The sequence below is a fragment of the Rhodococcus sp. 05-2255-3B1 genome (genome assembly GCF_002258545.1).
Taxonomy (GTDB): domain Bacteria; phylum Actinomycetota; class Actinomycetes; order Mycobacteriales; family Mycobacteriaceae; genus Rhodococcoides.
The window spans coordinates 393715-413129 of the sequence record NZ_NOZC01000036.1; the positions used below are offsets into that span (position 1 = coordinate 393715).

Annotated in this window: 17 protein-coding genes; 10 read left to right on the forward strand and 7 right to left on the reverse strand. The window is 65.8% G+C overall.

Annotated features, from left to right (window positions below):
- Positions 1–8 precede the first annotated feature (8 nt).
- Positions 9–467: a MaoC family dehydratase gene (locus CH249_RS22635; RefSeq protein ID WP_045195371.1), complete on the forward strand. Its 459-nt coding sequence runs from the start codon at positions 9–11 to the stop codon at positions 465–467.
- Here CH249_RS22635 and CH249_RS22640 read toward each other — a convergent pair.
- From CH249_RS22640 to hemE, 5 genes are read right to left on the reverse strand one after another with little or no spacing between them, the layout of a single operon-like run.
- Positions 445–2766 (reverse strand): molybdopterin-dependent oxidoreductase, encoded by a 2322-nt coding sequence (locus CH249_RS22640; protein ID WP_179272744.1) that lies wholly within the window; start codon positions 2764–2766, stop codon positions 445–447. The two genes, CH249_RS22635 and CH249_RS22640, sit on opposite strands and share 23 nt — an antisense overlap.
- Positions 2767–2779: 13 nt before the next feature.
- A complete protein-coding gene (locus CH249_RS22645) occupies positions 2780–3484 on the reverse strand; it encodes an HAD family hydrolase (RefSeq protein WP_032397942.1) in 705 nt (234 codons plus the stop codon).
- Positions 3481–4176, reverse strand: coding sequence for a hydrogen peroxide-dependent heme synthase (gene hemQ, locus CH249_RS22650; RefSeq protein ID WP_094647979.1), 696 nt, complete (start codon positions 4174–4176; stop codon positions 3481–3483). The genes CH249_RS22645 and hemQ overlap by 4 nt, the downstream gene beginning before the upstream one ends.
- Positions 4177–4180: 4 nt before the next feature.
- On the reverse strand, positions 4181–5536 hold the full coding sequence (locus tag CH249_RS22655) for a protoporphyrinogen oxidase (RefSeq protein ID WP_094647980.1): 1356 nt from the start codon (positions 5534–5536) through the stop codon (positions 4181–4183).
- Positions 5533–6606, reverse strand: a complete 1074-nt coding sequence (gene hemE, locus CH249_RS22660; RefSeq protein ID WP_094682810.1) for a uroporphyrinogen decarboxylase — start codon at positions 6604–6606, stop codon at positions 5533–5535. The genes CH249_RS22655 and hemE overlap by 4 nt, the downstream gene beginning before the upstream one ends.
- A 125-nt stretch (positions 6607–6731) precedes the next feature.
- Here hemE and CH249_RS22665 point away from each other — a divergent pair, with 125 nt between their 5' ends.
- From CH249_RS22665 to CH249_RS22700, 8 genes are all read left to right on the forward strand, one after another.
- Complete coding sequence (locus CH249_RS22665; RefSeq protein WP_032397938.1) at positions 6732–7331, forward strand: DUF3000 domain-containing protein; 600 nt, start codon at positions 6732–6734, stop codon at positions 7329–7331.
- Between the two features lie 40 nt (positions 7332–7371).
- A complete protein-coding gene (locus CH249_RS22670) occupies positions 7372–8652 on the forward strand; it encodes a ribonuclease D (protein ID WP_094630061.1) in 1281 nt (426 codons plus the stop codon).
- A gap of 72 nt (positions 8653–8724) precedes the next feature.
- On the forward strand, positions 8725–9951 hold the full coding sequence (locus CH249_RS22675) for a thiolase family protein (RefSeq protein WP_045195380.1): 1227 nt from the start codon (positions 8725–8727) through the stop codon (positions 9949–9951).
- Positions 9948–12053: a 3-hydroxyacyl-CoA dehydrogenase NAD-binding domain-containing protein gene (locus CH249_RS22680; RefSeq protein WP_032397935.1), complete on the forward strand. Its 2106-nt coding sequence runs from the start codon at positions 9948–9950 to the stop codon at positions 12051–12053. The genes CH249_RS22675 and CH249_RS22680 overlap by 4 nt, the downstream gene beginning before the upstream one ends.
- Positions 12054–12150: 97 nt before the next feature.
- Entirely contained in the window at positions 12151–13125 is a 975-nt protein-coding gene (gene sigJ, locus CH249_RS22685; RefSeq protein ID WP_094647981.1) for an RNA polymerase sigma factor SigJ, read from the forward strand.
- Positions 13122–13868, forward strand: coding sequence for an SDR family oxidoreductase (locus tag CH249_RS22690; protein ID WP_094647982.1), 747 nt, complete (start codon positions 13122–13124; stop codon positions 13866–13868). Before sigJ ends, CH249_RS22690 begins: the two co-directional genes overlap by 4 nt.
- Positions 13869–14091: 223 nt before the next feature.
- The gene (locus CH249_RS22695; RefSeq protein WP_094647983.1) at positions 14092–15489 is read left to right on the forward strand and encodes a sugar porter family MFS transporter; all 1398 of its coding nucleotides are present in this window, start codon (positions 14092–14094) and stop codon (positions 15487–15489) included.
- A 1-nt stretch (position 15490) separates the two neighbouring features.
- Positions 15491–15760 carry a YciI family protein gene (locus tag CH249_RS22700; RefSeq protein ID WP_032397932.1) on the forward strand — a complete coding sequence of 90 codons (270 nt, stop codon included), beginning with the start codon at positions 15491–15493 and terminating at the stop codon, positions 15758–15760.
- Here the strand turns inward: CH249_RS22700 and CH249_RS22705 are convergent.
- The gene (locus CH249_RS22705; RefSeq protein WP_094682811.1) at positions 15730–17103 is read right to left on the reverse strand and encodes a glycosyltransferase 87 family protein; all 1374 of its coding nucleotides are present in this window, start codon (positions 17101–17103) and stop codon (positions 15730–15732) included. The two genes, CH249_RS22700 and CH249_RS22705, sit on opposite strands and share 31 nt — an antisense overlap.
- A 172-nt stretch (positions 17104–17275) precedes the next feature.
- Here CH249_RS22705 and CH249_RS27660 point away from each other — a divergent pair, with 172 nt between their 5' ends.
- Complete coding sequence (locus tag CH249_RS27660) at positions 17276–17458, forward strand: hypothetical protein (protein WP_143544573.1); 183 nt, start codon at positions 17276–17278, stop codon at positions 17456–17458.
- Here CH249_RS27660 and dxs read toward each other — a convergent pair.
- On the reverse strand, positions 17445–19325 hold the full coding sequence (gene dxs, locus CH249_RS22710; RefSeq protein ID WP_032397931.1) for a 1-deoxy-D-xylulose-5-phosphate synthase: 1881 nt from the start codon (positions 19323–19325) through the stop codon (positions 17445–17447). The two genes, CH249_RS27660 and dxs, sit on opposite strands and share 14 nt — an antisense overlap.
- Between the last annotated feature and the right edge of the window lie 90 nt (positions 19326–19415).

The following is a 19415-nucleotide window of genomic DNA, read 5'->3' on the forward strand; positions in this document are numbered from 1 at the left end:
CTGTGAGCATGCGCACTTTCACGTCACCAGAGCAGATCAAAGCGGCCGTCGGCGAAGACCTGGGCACCAGCGATTGGTTGCAGATCACCCAGGAACGGGTGAACACCTTCGCCGACGCCACCGGCGATCATCAGTGGATCCACGTCGACGTCGAGCGGGCGAAGAAGGAAAGCCCCTTCGGAGCACCTATCGCCCACGGATTTCTGAGCCTGTCCCTGGTGTCGATGCTCAACTGGCAGATCTACACCATCGAGAACACCAAGCTCGGAATCAACTACGGCTCCAACAAGGTTCGCTTCATCAACCCGGTGAAGGTCGGAGCCCACGTGCGTCTGCAAACCACCCTCGTCTCGGTCGAAGAGGTATCCGGCGGAGCACTGCAGATGGTGACGGCGGGAACGTTGCAGATCGAGGGCGAGGACAAGCCTGCACTCGTCGCCGAGATCATCTCTCGGGTCGTGTTCTGACCCTGGACCGAACCGGTGGATCGAACGCTGTGATCGGCGGCAACGGCTCGTCGTAGCGTTCGATCTCCACCAACACGTGTTGGCCGGTGCAGCCGCGTGCGAGCGCCGACGATCCCTCGTCTGCGGTGAGCACGTTCACGCTCCCGTGAACGCACATCGAATCGGGATCGGCCGGATCTTCGGGGTCGTACCAGGCCCCTGTGGACAACTGGACGACAGACTCGAGCAGCGCGTCGTCGACGACCACACCGGCCAGGCACGAACCGCGGTCGTTGAACACCCGCACCACGTCGCCGTCCGACACTCCCCTGGCCCCGGCCGCCGACGAGTGCATGCGTATCGGCTCGCGGCCCCGAATTTTCGAGTTCCGGCTCACCGCACCGTGATCGAGCTGACTATGCAGCCTGGTGCGCGGCTGATTGGCGATCAGGTGCAACGGAAACTGCTCGGCCCTCGGTCCGCCGAGCCACTCGGTCGGCTCGAACCACATCGGATGACCCTGGCAGTCGTCGTAGCCGAACCCGTCCACCGTCGCCGAAAAGATCTCGATTTTCCCGCTCGGGGTGCGCAACGCGTTGCCCACCGGATCGCGTCGGAAATCCTCGAAGAACGTCAGATCGTCCTCGGTCTTCATCCGAAACGAACCCTCACGCCGGAAGTTTTCGTATTCCGGAGTGTCGACGCCGTCGGCGCGTAGATATCCGCGCCACTGCTCGTACATGTGCTCGAGCCACTGCTGCGAGCTACGCCCCTCGGTGAACTGCTCGCCCACACCGAGTTTCGTCGCCAGCTCGGCGAACGTGTCGTAATCGTCGCGGGATTCGGCGAAGCGCTCAGCGGCGGGTGACATGGCGACGAGCAAGGGATCGTTGCGCGTGCAGCTCAGGTCCGATCGCTCCAACGACGTGGTCGACGGGACGACGATGTCGGCGTGCTTGGCCATCGGTGTCCAGTACGGATCGTGTACGACGACCGTGTCGGCTCTGCCGAGCGCGCGACGCAGCCGCCCGAGGTCTTGGTGGTGGTGGAACGGATTGCCGCCGGCCCAGTAGACGATCTTGATGTCGGGATAGGTCAATCGCTTACCGTCGTAATCGAATTGGGAGCCCGGGTTCAGCAGCATGTCCGAGACGGCGGCGACCGGAATGAGGTCGGGAACGGGATTGATCCCCTGCGGCAGAGTCGGCAACGGATACGGCACCGGGGCCAGACCGGGCTCGTTCATCGACCCGTACCCGTGCCCGAATCCTGCTCCCGGAACGCCTATCCCACCGAGCATCGACGCCAAGGTGACGCCCATCCACGGGGCCTGCTCGCCGTGCCGCGTCCGCTGCAGCGACCAGGTGACCGTCACCATCGTGCGTTTCGACGCCATCTCTCGGGCCAGATCCGCGATCACCGCGGCCTCGATGCCGCAGATCGTCGACGCCCACCGCGGGGTCTTGGGTGTGCCGTCCGTGCTGCCGAGCAGGTAGCGCTCGAACTCGGGGTATCCCTCGCAGTACTTCTCCAGAAACGCTGTGTCGTGCAGCTTCTCGTCGGCCAGCACGTACGCGAGTGCCAGCATCATCGCCACGTCGGTACCGGGTCGCGGCGCAATCCATCGAGCGTCGCCGCTTATGTCGTTGCGTAGCGGACTCACGGTGACGATCTGCCCACCGCGAGCCCGCATCGCGTCGAGTGAGTCGACCGTCGGATGATCGGACGTACCGCCGTGATTGATGCCGGTGTTCTTCACCGGAACTCCACCGAACGCCACCAACAATTCGGTGTGCTCGGCTATCACGTTCCAGGATGTGGAGCGCGAGAACATCTTCCAGTGCGCGCCGAGAACGTGCGGCATGATGACACCGGTCGCACCGAGTGAGTAGCTGTGCACCGATCGCGTGTAACCGCCGATGCAGTTCAGGAAGCGATGCACCTGGCTCTGCGCGTGATGGAAGCGTCCGGCACTCGCCCACCCGTACGAGCCGCCGTAGATGGCGCTGTTGCCGTATGTGCCGACAACTCTGCGCAATTCGTTGGACAGCAGGTCGGTCAACTCGTCCCACGAGACGTCGACGAACTCATCGCTGCCACGCTTGTCGGTCGGACCCGGGCCGCGCTCGAGCCAGCCTCTGCGTACCGCGGGTGAGGTAACGCGCGATCGATGGGTCACCGACCCGACGAGGTTTCCCAACACCGGGGAAGGGTTGCTGTCGGTCACCTGGGGATGGACCGCAGTGACTTCTCGTCCGTCCGACTCGGCCCGAAACATTCCCCAGTGGCCCATGTGCTGGACGCCGGCCGCTCCGGTCATCGAACCACCCCGGTCATCGAATTCCGAACGCGCTCAACGCTGCCAGCAGTGCATCCGGCCGCTGCGCCGTCGGCACCGGATCCACGAGAGCGAAGTTGCATCCGATCTCCCGCGCGGCACCGTCGGCCTCGTCGCTGTCGCCGACCATCAGCGTCCGCGACGGATCGACGCCCAGAGCGGCGACGGCGTGCCGAAAGATCTCGGGCTGCGGTTTGACGTGACCCACCTCGAACGAGAGCACGAATTCGTCGACGTACCGATCGAGACCGCGATCGACGAACGCAGGACGGATGTCGAAGGCGATGTTGCTCAACACTCCGACCCGAACCGACTCGTGCGCAAGCCTTTTCAGCACCGCTTCGGTGTCCGGATACGGCGTCCAGGAATCTGCGTCGATCACGCGTCCGTACACCGACTCGGCCTGCTGCGGGTCGCTGACCCCCGACTGTGCGAGCACGTGCAGGTACGCCTGTCGGTGCAGCGCCGGGTCGAGATCTCGGTTTCGCCAGGCGTGTCTGGTGGCGTCGTCGAACTCCACAGTCTCCCCGACCGGAGCAGTCATGCGCCGCATCAGCTCTGCAGCTCCCGCTCCGTCGACCGGAGTGCCGTCGGCGTCGTGGACGCCGTCGAACCACGAGGGCTCCTCCTCGAGCCTGAACAGCGTGCCCGAGAAGTCGAACAGGACGGCTTCGATCGCGGGTGTGCCCGTGGTCGTCACGGCAGAGATTCGACGAGCGCGTCCACCTCGACCCGAGGGCCGGTGAAGAACGGAGTCTCCTCGCGCACGTGACGCCTCGCCTCGGTGGCCCGCAGGTCACGCATCAGGTCGACGATGCGGTCGAGCTCGGGAGCCTCGAAGGCCAGAATCCACTCGTAGTCGCCGAGCGCGAACGACGGCACGGTGTTCGCCCGAACGTCCTTGTAGTCGCGTGCTGCCTTGCCGTGGTCGGCCAGCATCGTGCGACGCTCGTCGTCGGGCAGCAGGTACCAGTCGATCGAGCGGACGAACGGGTAGACGCAGATGTACGCGCCCGGATCCTCACCGGCGATGAAGGCCGGGACGTGGCTCTTGTTGAATTCGGCCGGACGGTGCAGCGCGGTGTTGCTCCACACCGGTGTGCTCGCCTTGCCCAGCGCGGTGGTGCGACGGAAATCGGAATACGTCGACTGCAGGTCCTCGATGCGCTCGGCGTGGGTCCACACCATGAAATCGGCGTCGGCGCGCATGCCGGCGATGTCGTAGACCCCGCGCACCGCGACACCCTTGTCCTCACGACCTTCGAAGAACACCTTCGCTTCCTTCGCGGCCGCGGCCCGATCCTCGCCCAGAACGCCGGGCGTGACCTTGTAGACCGAGAACATCAAGTAGCGAAGTGTCGAGTTGAGCGCTGAGTAATCGAGGCGTGCCATGGCCCTATCGTGCCACTTCGATCAGACGAGCGGCAGCGGTGGTGGCGGACGCAATACACGCCGGCACCCCGACGCCGCGCTGCCAGGCCCCGGTGACCTCGAGGCCGGGTAGGTCGGCGACCCCGGCCTCGATGGCGGCGACGCGATCGAGGTGACCCGGCGCGTACTGCGGCAGGCCCCCCGGCCAGCGCTGCACGGTCGCGGCGAGCGGCCTCACATCGATTCCGGCTACCGTCCGCAGATCGTTCGAGGCTGTCTCTATCGACTCCGCATCGGATCGGTCCGACGCCGTGGTGTCACCGAATCGGCCGAGCGAGGCCCGCAGCAGTACCGCGTCACGCTCACCGAGGTGTGGCCACTTGCGGCTCGACAGGGTGAATGCCTTGACGTCCAGGCCCGCGTCCGTGGCCACCAGGATTCCCGAATTCTGGGGTAGCTCCGTGGTCTTGGGGAACGCGAGCGCGACGACGACCGAGGATGCGAGTTCGATCTCCCGCGCGGCCTGCGACGCCGCGGGTGCCACCTCGGCGATGAGCCGACCGAGAACTGGGGCAGGGACCGCGAGCACCACTCCGTCGACGGATCCGACTCCGTCGACGAACCATCCGTCGGACTCGCGGCGGATCTCGCCGACGCCTGCTCCGAAGACCGTCCTGGCATCGGTCGCAGCGACGAGGGCATCGAGCAACACCGCATAGCCGTCGCGCAGTCCGCCGAACACCGGCCCCGGCGACGGGGTGGGCAGTGCTGCCTGCACTGCCTCGGTGAGGTTCGCCGCTCCGCCGTCCAATGCCGCAGCCAACGTAGGCAGTGCCGCGCGGACGCCGATGGAGCTCGACGAACCGGAGTACACGCCGCCGAGCAGCGGATCAACCGAACGGCTGACCACCTGGGAGCCGAATCTGGTGCCCACGAGTTCGGCCACGCTGACATCCGATCCCGCGGTCCAGGCGAAGGGCCGGGCGGTTTCGGTCTCGATGACGTGCAGGTCTTCGGGGTCCACCAGATCCCGAACGGAATCGGCGGACGACGGGATGCCCATCAGGGTGCCGGGCGGAAGCGGGTGTGTTCGACCGCCGGAGAAGACGAGCGGTCGCACCGGTGCCGGGTACACCAGCTGATCCGACAGACCGAGCTCGGCGAGCAGTGCCGGCACCTCGGGACGTCGACCGATGAAGGCCTCCGCACCGACGTCGAGGGAGTCCGTGCCGACCGCGGTGGTGCGCAGCGTGCCGCCGATGCGAGACGAGGACTCGACGAGAGTGATCTCGGCATCCGGCCCGCAGGACTGCCGAAGGCGATACGCCGCGACGAGGCCGGAGATTCCGCCGCCGACGACGGCATATCGCCGCACCGTCACAACGAATGCACCAGCGACACCACGCGCGTAAGAATGTCGGGATCGGTATCGGGAAGCACTCCGTGTCCGAGGTTGAACACATGTCCGCGCGCACCGGCCGCGACAGCGCGGTCTCCCTCGGCGGCGATGCGTCGAACTTCGGTCTCGACGGCGTCCCAACCGGCGAACAGCACCGCCGGATCGAGATTGCCCTGCAAGGCTTTGCCGTTGCCGACACGATGCACGGCGTCGTCGAGTGGAATCCGCCAGTCGACGCCGACCACATCGGCACCTGCCTCACCCATCGCCCCGAGCAACTCTCCGGTTCCGACGCCGAAGTGGATCTTCGGCACACCGGCCGAGGACACGGCCTCGAACACTCGCTGCGAGTGCGGCAGGACGTACTCGCGGTAGTCGGCGAGGGACAGCGCACCCGCCCAGGAGTCGAACACCTGCACGGCGTCGACGCCTGCGGCCAACTGAGCCTGCAGGAAGGTGATCGTCGTGGTGGCCAATGCGTCGAGCAGGGCGTGCCAGGTCGCCGGATCGGACCGCATGAGCGCTTTGGTCTTCTCGTGGTTGCGACTCGGGCCGCCTTCGACCAGATACGACGCGAGGGTGAACGGTGCACCCGCGAAACCGATGAGCGGCGTACCGGCGAGCTCGCGGGTGAGGATCCGCACCGCGTCGGCCACCGGCTCCACCTGATCGACGGTCAGGACCGGCAGAGCCGCGACGTCGGCAGCCGACCGCACCGGCTGCGCCACGACCGGTCCGGTGCCTGCGACGATGTCGAGATCGATACCGGCGGCCTTGAGCGGAACGACGATGTCCGAGAACAGGATTGCCGCGTCCACGTCATGACGGCGAACGGGTTGAAGAGTGATCTCGGCCACGAGATCGGGCCGGAAGCACGAATCCAACATGCCGATGCCTGCACGAATCTTGCGGTACTCGGGCAGCGACCTACCGGCCTGGCGCATGAACCACACCGGCCGACGCGAGGGAGTTCGACCCGCGATCGCGACCAGGAACGGTGCGTCCGGGAGTTCCCGGCGGGCTGGGGCTGTGGCGTGCGGTTCGGCGTTCATCGGGTTCCATGCTGCCACGCGTCGGGAAAGCTCCCGCCACCAAGGGCGACACACCCACTTCGGTTGCATCACGGCTCGGCGCGCCTCCGCCTCGGGGCAACGTGACGCGTCTAACGTCCGGTGACGTGACCGAACCCCATTCCACCGCCGAACCTGCGCCGTTCCGCGCCGCCATCGACGCGATGCATCGGGCTCAGGTACACCCGGCGATCGAAATCGGTCCGATCCGGCCGCCGCAGCGTCTCGCCCCCTACAGCTACGCGATCGGTGCCGAGGTCAAGCATCCCGATTCCGAACAGGTCGACGAACAGAGCGACGGCGACGCCTTCGGCCGCCTCATTCTGCTGTATGACCCCGACGGTGCCGAGGCATGGAACGGCACCCTTCGACTGGTCGCATACATCCAGGCGGACGTCGACGAGTCCCTCGCCGACGATCCCCTGCTCCCCGAGGTCGGATGGAGTTGGCTGGTCGACGCGCTGGAGTCACGGTCGGAGCCGCTCAACGCACTCGGCGGCACGGTCACTTCGACCAGCTCGGTGCGCTACGGCGACATCGCCGGTCCACCCAAGGCCCACCAGCTCGAACTGCGCGCCTCGTGGACGGCCACGTCCGAGGACCTCTCGACGCACGTCGAGGCGTTCTGCGAGGTGCTCGCCTACGCGGCCGGTTTGCCGCCTGCGGGCATCACCACCCTCGGCCAGCGCAGTTCCAGCCGGACATAGTGGGCGGTTCTCGAACCCGCAGGGCCTAGAGTCACATCTCATGTCAGCCGAGAGTTCTCCCGAGACCACGCCGGACGACGAGGCGAACGCGCCTGTCGCCGTTCCGCTACTGGCCCCGGCTGACGGCGTACCCGACGTGGTCGACACGCCGGACGCCGTGCGCGCCGCTGCCGCTCTGCTCGCAGCAGGTCACGGCCCACTCGCCGTCGACGCCGAACGCGCCTCCGGCTTCCGCTACTCCCAGCGCGCCTACCTGCTGCAGTTCCGTCGCCGCGGCGCTGGCACGGTCCTGCTCGATCCGATCCCGGTCACCGGCGATCTCGCCCCGCTCGCCGAGGTGATCAACCCGCTCGAATGGGTATTGCACTCCGCCGATCAGGACCTACCCGGGCTCGGCGAACTCGGCCTGGTGCCTGCCACGCTGTACGACACCGAACTGGCAGGACGCCTCGCCGGATTCGATCGCGTGGGGCTCGGTGCCATCGTCGAACGCACCCTCGGACTGGCCCTGCAGAAAGGCCACGGGGCAGCCGACTGGTCCACCCGGCCGCTGCCCGACACCTGGCTGAACTATGCCGCGCTCGACGTCGAGGTTCTTCTCGAACTGCGCGACGCGATGGCCGAGGAGCTCGAACAGCAGGGCAAGACGGACTGGGCAGCGCAGGAATTCGCCCACATCCTCACGCTCGGGCCACCCAAACCCAAGACCGACAGATGGCGTCGGACGTCGGGGATCCATGCGATCAAATCTCCCCGCACCCTCGCTGCCGTTCGCGAATTGTGGACCACGCGAGACGAACTGGCAGCCAAGCGTGATGTGGCACCGAGCCGGGTACTGCCCGACTCGGCGATCGTGGCGGCGGCAACAGCGGACCCGAAATCCTCGCGGGAGCTCGAGCAACTGCCGGTCTTCGGCGGTCCCCGTCAGCGCAGATCGTCCCGATTGTGGGCCTCGGCTCTGACCCGTGCGCGGGCGCTTCCGACGTCCGAATTGCCCTCGATGGCAGCCTCGTTCGACGGCCCGCCTCCGGTCAATCGGTGGGCTCGCCGCGATCCCGACGCAGCGGCGCGACTCGCCGACGTACGAGCCGCGATGACCGAGCTCAGCGAATCGGTTGCGGTGCCGGTCGAGAATTTGTTGATGCCGGATCTGCTGCGCCGCCTGGTGTGGGATTGGCAGAATCCGGTCGATTCCGACGTGGACCCGGCCGAGCTGATCGAGGCCCGACTGGCCGACGGCGGGGCCCGACCCTGGCAGCGGACGCTGGTGGTGCCGGTACTGGCGAAGGCACTGGACCCTTCCCAAGTTACCGACGGGTAATACCGGCTACAGTAGTGGACGCGTCCGGGCACCCGGGCGAGTCGTCCGCATCTGTCGGGAGGATCGAAAAGCGTGTCTGTACCCGCGTCCACCAGCTCACAGAGGAATGTCGTCTTCGTCGACGGCATCCGTACCCCGTTCGGCAAGGCAGGCCCCAAGGGCATGTACGCCGACACTCGCGCAGACGACCTCGTCGTCAAGGCAATCCGCGAACTGCTTCGCAAGAACCCCAACCTCCCTCCCGAACGGATCGACGAGGTCGCGATCGCCGCGACTACGCAGACCGGTGACCAGGGCCTGACCATCGGACGTACGTCCGCACTGCTCGCCGGACTCCCCCGCAGCGTCCCCGGCTTCGCCATCGACCGCATGTGCGCAGGCGCGATGACCTCGGTGACCACCACCGGATCGGGCATCGGCTTCGGCCAGTACGACGTCGTCATCGCCGGTGGCGTCGAGCACATGGGCCGCCACCCGATGGGTGAAGGCGTCGACCCCAACCCGCGCTTCCTCGCCGACAAGCTCGTCGATCCCAGCGCGCTGGTCATGGGCAACACCGCCGAGAACCTGCACGACCGGTTCCCGAGCATCACCAAGGACCGCACCGACGCGTACGCCGTCGCCAGCCAGAACAAGTACGACGCCGCCAAGAAGGCCGGCTACATCGCCGACACCCTCGTGCCCGTCGCCACCAAGTCGGCCGCAGGCTGGGGCCTGGCCACCGAGGACGAGCCGCCTCGCCCCGGCACCACCATCGAAGACCTCGCCAAGCTCAAAACGCCGTTCCGGCCCGCAGGCCGCGTCACCGCAGGCAACGCCGCTGGACTCAACGACGGCGCAACCGCCGCGATTCTGGCCGGTGAGGACACCGCGCACGAGCTCGGCCTGAACATCGGAATGCGGATGGTCGGCTTCAGCTTCGCCGGCGTCGACCCGGCGGTTATGGGCATCGGACCGGTCCCCGCGACCGAAAAGCTGCTCGGCCGAACCGGATTGAGCATCGACGACATCGGCCTGTTCGAGATCAACGAGGCCTTCGCCATCCAGGTTCTCGCCTTCCTCGAGCACTACGGAATCGCCGACGACGACCCCCGCGTCAACCAGTGGGGCGGTGCCATCGCGTGCGGCCACCCCCTCGCGTCCTCGGGCGTTCGCCTGATGACGCAGCTGAGCCGCCAGTTCGCTCAGCAGCCCGACGTGCGCTACGGCCTGACGACCATGTGCATCGGTCTCGGCATGGGCGGCACCGTCATCTGGGAGAACCCCAACCACGCTGACTACTCGGGAGCAGCCAAATGAGTGATATCACCACAGCGTTCACCGACGAGGTAGTCACGAACGCATTCACCAAGATCGTCTCCGTACCGGGGCTCGAGGGCTCCATCGCCCTCGTCACGCTCGACAACGGCTTCGATCACACCAAGCCGTCGACCTTCGGTCCCGGCGGTCTGGCCAAGTTCGACGCCGCACTCGACGAGGCGTTCGCAGCGAACCCGGTGGCCATCGCCGTCACCGGCAAGCCGTTCATCTTCGCCGTCGGTGCCGACCTCAACGGTGTGCCGAACATCGAGACCAAGGACGAGGCGCTGCAGATCGGGCAGCTCGGGCACAAGGTGTTCCGTCGCCTGCGCGAGTCGACGATTCCGACGTTCGCCTTCATCAACGGTGCTGCACTCGGCGGCGGCCTCGAAGTGGGACTGCACTCGCACTACCGCACCGTCGCAGAGAACGCCGCTGCCCTCGGCCTGCCCGAGGCCTTCCTCGGCCTGGTCCCGGGATGGGGCGGAACCCAGTTGTTGCCCAACATCATCGGAGCCTCGAACGCCGTCACCGTCGTCATCGAGAACGCTCTCAACCAGAACCGCGTCCTCAAGCCGCAGCAGGCACTCGATCTCGGCATCGCCGACGCCCTCTTCGGCGGAGCCGACTTCCTCGAACAGTCCCTCGCGTGGGCTGCTCAGGTCGTCAAGGGCGAGATCGTTCCCGACCGTCCCGAGATCGACCGCGGACAGGCCTGGGACGACGCCATCGCCCGTGCCAGGGGCATCGTGGCCGGCAAGACCGGTAATTTCGCACCGGGCCCCGTCGCCGCAGTCGATCTGCTCGAGCTCGCCAAGAGCACCGACATCACCGACTCGGCCTCGCTCGACAAGGCCTTCGCGGCCGAGGACGAGGCGCTGTCGACGTTGCTGGTCAAGGACGAGCTCCGCGCCGGGCTGTACGCCTTCGATCTGGTGCAGAAGCGCGCGAAGCGTCCGGCCGGTGCACCCGACAAGTCGTTGGCGCGCAAGATCTCCGGCGTCGGCATCGTCGGTGCCGGCCTGATGGCCAGCCAGCTCGCCCTGCTGTTCGTGCGCCAGCTGAAGGTGCCGGTGATCCTCACCGACATCGATCAGGAGCGCATCGACAAGGGTGTCGGGTACGTCCACGGGGAGATCGACAAGCTGCTCGGCAAGAAGCGTCTGTCCCCCGATGCCGCGAATCGGTTGAAGGCGTTGGTGTCCGGCTCCATCGACAAGTCGGCGTTCGCGAACACCGATTTCGTCATCGAGGCCGTGTTCGAGAACCTCGACGTGAAGAAGAAGGTGTTCGCCGAGGTCGAGGAGTTCGTCTCTGCCGAAACGATCCTTGCTACCAACACGTCCTCGCTGTCGATCACCAAGATGGCTGCAGACCTGAAGCACCCCGAGCGCGTCGTGGGCTTCCACTTCTTCAACCCCGTTGCGGTCCTGCCACTGCTCGAGGTCGTCAAGGGTGAGAAGACCGACGACGCCACCCTGGCAACGGCATTCGCGACGGCCAAGACCCTCAAGAAGTCGGCCGTGTTGTCTGCGGATCTCCCCGGATTCGTCTTCAATCGTCTCGTCACACGTGCGTCCAACGAGATCATCAGCGCCATCGACGAGGGCACCCCGTTCGATGTCGCCGACGGCGCAGTGGGCGAACTCGGCATGCCGATGAGTCCGCTGACCCTGCTGGCTCTCGTCGGCCCGGCCGTGGCACTGCACACCGCGGAGACCCTCGCCGAGGCATACCCGGAGAGGTTCAAGGACTCGCCGGGATTCCGCGCTCTCGTCGAGGCGAAGAAGCCTGGTGTGTGGACCTACGGACCCGAGGGCCAGGTCGTCGATCCCGAGGTCGCCGCGCTGTGGCCGCAGGGCGATTCGCCCTCGACTGCCGAGCAGGTTCTCGACCGGACCCGTCGGGCATTCGCCGACGAAATCCGCATCATGCTCGACGAGGGAGTCGTAGCTGCAGCCGAGGACATCGATCTCTGCCTGCTGCTCGGCGGCGGCTTCGGCTTCTGGAACGGCGGCATCACCCCGTACCTGGACCGCAGCGGTGCCTCCGAGGCAGCGACCGGTCGGCGCTTCCTCGCGCCGGGTGTCGCCAGCGTCTAGTACGGCCCGCCGAGTTCGAGGTTACGGACGGATTTTCGCGTTTTTTCGTCCGTAACCTCGAACTCGGTATCGTCCGCTCGCGCTATGGTGCGATCCGATGAACAACGAACGCGGTCGGCTGATCGGGATCGCCTACCGGATGCTGGGCTCCTACAGCGACGCCGAGGACGCCGCATCCGAGGCTCTCGTTCGCTGGTACCGACTCACCGACGTCGAACGTGAAGCCATCGACGTTCCAGCGGCGTGGCTGACCCGCGTCGTGAGCCGCATCTGTCTCGACCTGCTCGGCTCTGCTCGCGCTCGCCGCGAGGACTACATCGGGCAGTGGCTGCCGGAACCCGTCCGCGGCCTCGACTCCGAGACTCCTGCCGCCGCGGACCCCGCCGACCGAGTTGCGCAGCAGGAATCGGTGACGCTGGCACTTCTCGTGGTACTCGAATCGCTCGGTCCGGCGCAACGAGTCGCATTCGTACTGCACGACGCGTTCGCCGTTCCGTTCGACGAGATCGCGACCGTTCTCGATCGATCCCCGGCTGCCTGCCGTCAACTCGCCTCTGCTGCACGAACTCACGTCCGTTCCCGTCGCCGCTCCGTTGCCGACCCCATCGAGCACGACCGCGTGGTGCGGGCTTTCGCGTCGGCCTCCGCAAGCGGGGACATCGCATCCCTGATCTCAGTGCTCGCACCCGACGTCACGTTGGTCAGCGACGGCGGCGGCCATGTATCCGCGGCCCGCAATGCCATCCTCGGATCCGATCGGGTGGCTCGCTTCGTTCGCGGCATCACTGCCAAGTCGATCGATCTCGACTGGTCGATAGAACCCGTCAACGGCCTGTCGGGCATCGTGATGCGGCGCGACGGCGCGGTGTTCGGCGTCATCGGGTTCGACGTCATCGGGTTCGACACCGCCGACTGCATGGTCGCGAGCGTCTGGATCGTGCTCAATCCGGACAAACTCCGGCACTGGGTCGCCACACACGACAGACATTCGCCTCGGCTGCGTCGTCAGAGAGTGGAGGGCCGCGCAGTGCGGTCCGCATCATCACTCGAGAATCAGGTGGAAACGCGATGAAGCTAGCCGTAGCCGGTGGAACCGGAACCGTGGGAGTGCACGTCGTCGAGGTTGCGCGGGAACGCGGACACGAGGTGGTAGTCCTGTCGCGGTCTGCCGGTGTGGATCTCGTCTCCGGATCGGGACTGCCCGACGCCCTGTCCGGCGTCGACGCGGTGATCGACGTCGCCTCGACGCAGACGATCTCGGCGAAGGAATCGACGGCGTTCTTCGCTGCCGTCACCCGTAACCTGCTGACGGCGGAAGGCGCGGCCGGAGTCCGGCACCACGTGGCGTTGTCCATCGTGGGGATAGACAAGGCCCCGTACGCGTACTACGCCGGAAAGGTGGAGCAGGAGCGCCTCGTTCGCGCTGGAGCCGTACCGTGGACGATCCTGCGAGCTACTCAGTTCCACGAGTTCGCCGCGCAGATCCGGTCGCAGACCTCGTTCGGTCCACTGACGGTCGTCCCGAGGATGGTCTCGCAACCGATCGCAGCCCGCGAGGTCGCCGAGCGACTGATCGACCTGGCGGAGCGGCCACCGGCAGGCCGAGTCGCCGATCTCGGTGGACCACGGGAAGAGCGCATGGCGAAGATGGTGCGGCGCTACGCACGAGCAATCGGTGCGCGCGGCCCGGTGCTCGAGGTGCCGCTTCCCGGCGCGTACGGCCGCGCGATGCGAGACGGAACGCTGGTCACCACACAGGATTCGGATCACGGTCTACAGACCTTCGATCAGTGGTCGGACGCCCAGGCGCGTTGAGTCGCATCGCGCCGAACTCGAAGTTGTGGACGATATTCCGGCCTTTTTCGTCCACAACTTCGAGCTCGACCGGTGGAATATCGGACAATTCGCCGTTTTCGGCGAGCCGTTTTCCACCCGCCGCGAATGCCGTGTCGATTTCGCTCCCATTGCGTCGGTGCGAGGACGATGATGGCGATCGACCACCAAGGACGCTGGTTCACCTCGAAAGCTGGGTCACGTGATGACGCAATCCACCGATCGACACACTGCCAAAGTCATCGGAGTCACCGTTGCCGCCGCTGTCGGCGGCTTCTTGTTCGGGTTCGATTCCTCCGTTGTCAACGGCGCAGTGGACTCCATTCAGGAGAACTTCGCCCTGTCGTCGTTCGTCACCGGCTTCGCCGTCGCCATCGCACTTCTCGGTTGTGCGGTCGGTGCCTGGTTCGCCGGCCGTCTCGCCGACACCTGGGGCCGGAAAAAGGTGATGCTGCTCGGTTCCGCGCTGTTCACCATCTCGTCGCTGGGGTCCGGGTTCGCGTTCAGCGTCCCGGATCTCATGCTCTGGCGTGTACTCGGCGGCCTTGGTATCGGTATCGCCTCGGTGATCGCGCCCGCGTACATCTCGGAGATTGCCCCGGCCCGCTACCGGGGTGGTTTGGCCTCGCTGCAACAGCTGGCGATCACCGTCGGAATCTTCGCCGCGCTGCTGTCGGACGCGGTGCTGCAGAACGCCGCGGGCGGACCGTCGAACGACCTGTGGTTCGGACTCGAAGCCTGGCGGTGGATGTTCTTGGTCGGCGTCGCACCGGCCCTCGTCTACGGCTTTCTCGCCACTCTGATTCCGGAGTCGCCCAGATATCTCGTCGGAAAGCACCTCGACGAAGAAGCGGCCCGCATTCTGGGAGACATCACCGGGGAAGTGGACCCGAACGAGAGGGTCAAGGAAATCCGGTTGACCCTGCGCCGGGAATCCAAGTCCTCGTTCGCCGATATCCGTGGACCGAAGTTCGGTCTGCAACCGATCGTCTGGGTCGGCATCACCATGGCGATTCTGCAGCAGTTCGTGGGAATCAACGCGATCTTCTATTACTCGACAACGTTGTGGAAGTCCGTCGGTTTCAGCGAGAATCAGTCGTTCGTCACCTCGGTGATCACCTCGGTCATCAATGTCTCGATGACATTCGTCGCCATCTTGTTCGTCGACCGATTCGGCCGACGAAATCTGCTCATGATCGGCTCGATCGGGATGTTCGTCGGTCTCGTACTGGCGGCCATCTCGTTCACTCAGGCCGTGGGCAGCGGCGACCAACTCGAATTGCCGTCGCCGTGGGGCCCGGTTGCTCTCGTCGGAGCCAACCTGTTCGTGGTCTTCTTCGCCGCGACCTGGGGTCCGATCATGTGGGTGATGCTCGGCGAGATGTTCCCCAACCGAATGCGCGCCGTCGCCCTCGGTATCAGTACCGCCGCGAACTGGATCGCCAACTTCGCCATCACACTGGCATTTCCGCCGTTGTCCGACACCATCGGACTCGGATTCATCTACTCGTTCTTCGCGTTCTTCGCGATCCTGTCTTTCTTCTTCGTCAAGTACAAGATCAAGGAGACCAAGGGAATGGAGCTCGAGGACATGGAGATCTGACATGCCGATGTTCGTCGTCCAATACACCTACACCCCCGAAACGTCCTCCGGGCGTGACGATCACCGAACCGATCACCGCGCGTGGCTGCGCGAACTCGAGCGCCGCAAGATCCTCCGATCGTCGAGCCCACTCGCCGATCACAGTGGTGCCACGATGATCGTCGAAGGCACCGACAAGGCAAGTGTGGAGCGAATGTTCGCACACGATCCCTTCGCCCTGGCCCATCTGATCGATCGCGTTCAGATCGAAGAACGTGTGGCCGGGACGTAGCAGGCCGTCGAGTCCTTGCGCAGTCCTACGGCCGCCACCGCCAGAACGATCACGTAGACAACGCAATACGCGTTCCGTAGTCCGGCGTCGACGATCGGCGATACGGACTGCATGAACGTGCCGATCACCACAACATCGGCCTGGGTGCGATACCAGGCCACGAACGGTGCAGTGGCGGCGAGCACTCCGAGGACACGCAGCGTGCGGCCGCGCCCGCTCGTTCGCGAACTCGTACACGCGTCGAGTCCGATCACCAGCAGCGGAACACACCACACCCAATGGTGGCCCCAGGAGAACGGCGAGACCATCGGGGCCGTGAGACCACACACCGTCATGGCCAGCAGTGTTCTACCCGCACGGTGAGCTCGGTACGACACCCACATCCCCGCAGCGAGGACGACCATCGCGGCCGGCAACCACACGATCACCGGCGGGTGCTCGGTTCCCCACGCCCGCGCCACCATTCCCCGAACCGACTGATTCGCGGGAGACGTGGTCGACCCCACTCGGTCCGAGGCGAGGATCGCCGAGGTCCAATAGCGCCACGCGTCGGAGGACACGACCACGAACCCGATCACCACCGTGACCAGACCGGTGCCGGCCGCCGTCCATGCCGCTCGCCACTGCCGCTGCACGATCGACATGACAATGAACAGGCCGGGCGTCAGCTTCAGACCGGCCGCGATTCCGACGCCGACCCCCCGAAGCCGACTGCCCTCGGGCCGGCCGAGATCCCACAGCACCAACACGAGCAACAACAGGTTGATCTGACCCAACCACAGCGACATGCGCACCGGCTCGAGCCACGAGCAGCCCAGTGCCAGAGCAGCACTCACCACTCTGGTCCGTGTGCAGTTCTCGTATCCGAGTCGTCGCCAACTCAGATGGACGACGACGTAGAGCAATACGACATTGGATATGTTCACCAGCAATCCGGCCGCGGTGTCGGACAGCAACCCCAGCGGAGCGAACAGCACAGCAGCGAACGGTGGATACGTGAACGGCAGTGTGCCGAACAGCGAGAACGAGTACAGCTCTTCGCTACTGAGCACGGTTGCACCGCCGTGTCGGTAGACGAGCGCGTCGACACCGTTGCCGAACAATCCGTACAAGGAGTCGAACGACAGCAGACGATCGTGTGCGGCGAACGCCACCACACCGATCACCGCCGTCATCGCCACGAACCACCGCGAATGCCGTCGCCCGGTCCCGTCGTTCCGGGAATCCGGTGCCGGTGTTCCATCCACGGATTCCATGGCCGCCCAGTCGGGGTCACCGTTGCGTGGAGTCGGATCGATTTCGCTGTCCGAGACGCCGGTTCTACCGTCGAAGACGAGGGTCATGAGCGAAACATGCCAGTCGTCCCGGTTTCGGCATCTACGACACACCAGTCACACAGGTCACATATTCGCAAAGAAAAACATCGAAGCCCGGAGACGACGCCGACGAACCTGCGGGCCGCAACGGCACGCGACGGTGCATTGCCGAGTTCGATTGCTCGGACTGTCGGCTACGGTGCCGGCATCCCGCGGGCCTTCGGTGTGCTGCGTCGTGCACTGGGCGACGCAACGGTGGGAACCGTCGGTTCTGTTCCTTCTCGTGATGACGGCTCCGAGAGCAGTCGCGGGCGCGGTGGCCGGACGACGCGCGTTCTACGGCGTCGACGTCCGGCGAGAGACCGTCGTCAGAGGCTCTTGACCCAGTGCGACACGCGCTGCACGACGTCCTCGCAGGTGAGGCCGAGTTCGTGGTGCAGCTGATCGCGCGATGCGTGGTCCAGGAATCGTTGTGGCACACCGAGATCGCGGCACGGGGTATCGACGCCTGCGCCACGCAGAGCCGCAGACAGTGTCGAACCGATGCCACCGTGCAGGCCACTGTCCTCGAGGGTGACCACGAGCCGGTAATCCTCGGCCAGCTTCAACAGCGACTGCGGGATCGGCAGCACCCACCTTGGGTCGACCACGGCAGCGGAGATGCCGTCGTGCTGCAGCTTCTCGGCTGCATCCATGGCCATCTGCCCGAACACTCCGACGGCCACGATCAGCACATCGCCCGTGGCACCGGACGGCTCGGTCAGCACGTCGACGATTCCGTCCAGTCTGCGCGTCGCGGGCACGGTTTCGGTCACCGCGCCCTTCGGGAAGCGCAGGGCAGTGGGTCCGTCGGACGTTGCGATGGCCTCTGCCAGTTCTTCTCGCAGGGTCTCGGCATCTCGCGGTGCCGCCACCTTCATACCGGGGACGATGCCGAGCAGAGACATGTCCCACATGCCGTTGTGGCTGGCACCGTCGGCCCCGGTGACACCGGCACGGTCCAGCACCACCGTGACCGGCAGTCCGAGCAACGCCACGTCCATCAGCAACTGATCGAACGCGCGATTGAGGAAGGTGGAGTAGATGGCGACCACGGGATGCATTCCGCCCAGCGCGAGCCCGGCCGCCGACGTCATCGCGTGCTGCTCGGCGATCCCGACGTCGAACAACCGATCGGGGAAGCGAACCCCGAACGCGGCGAGACCGGTGGGCGCGGCCATCGCTGCGGTGATCGCTACGACGTCCTCGTTCTGCTCGCCCTGCTCGATCAGTGCCGCAGAGAACACCGAGGTCCAGTCCGGAGCCGACTTGGACCGCGCCAGCCCCGTCAACGGATCGATGATCCCGGTGGCGTGCATCTGATCTGCGACGTCGTTCTCGGCGTGAACGTAGCCCATACCTTTGCGCGTCACCGCGTGGACGATGACCGGACCGCCGTATGCCTTGGCTCGGCGCAGCGCGGATTCCATTGCATGCTGGTCGTGACCGTCGACCGGACCCAGGTACTTGATGCCGAGATCGGTGAACATGACCTGCGGGCTGATGGCGTCCTTCACCCCGGCCTTCATACCGTGCAACATGGCGTAGGCAGTGGGACCGACGATCGGAATGCGACGAACGATGCGGCGACCGTTGTCCAGCACCTTCTCGTACCCGGGCTGAAGGCGAAGGGCCGCCAGATGATCGGCCAATCCCCCGATGGTCGGGGCGTACGAGCGACCGTTGTCGTTGACGACGATCACGAGGGATCGATCGCGGCCTGCGGCGATGTTGTTGAGCGCCTCCCAACACATGCCGCCGGTGAGCGCACCGTCACCGACGACAGCGACGACGTGCCGGTCGGTTTCGCCCTTGAGCGCGAAGGCTTTGGCAAGGCCGTCGGCGTAGGAGAGCGAGGCCGACGCGTGCGAGGACTCCACCCAGTCGTGCTCGCTCTCGACCCGTGACGGGTAGCCGGACAGGCCGCCCTGCTTACGGAGCGTGTCGAACAGACCCGTGCGTCCGGTCAGCATCTTGTGCACGTACGCCTGATGACCGGTGTCGAAGATGACCGGATCGTTCGGGGAGTCGAAGATGCGATGAATCGCCAACGTCAGTTCCACGACACCGAGATTGGGACCGAGGTGGCCGCCGGTAGCGGACACCTTCTCGACGAGAAACGCGCGGATCTCGCGAGCCAGTTCGGCCAGCTCCGCACTGCCGAGGTCGCGCAAGTCCTCGGGCGTCTGAATTCGAGCTAGGACACCCAACGAGATCGCTCCCTTCGGCCGGAAAACACAATGGAAATTTCAGTCTACGGAGTGACCGTGCCCTGCTGCTCCGCCCAGCGTCGTGACGCC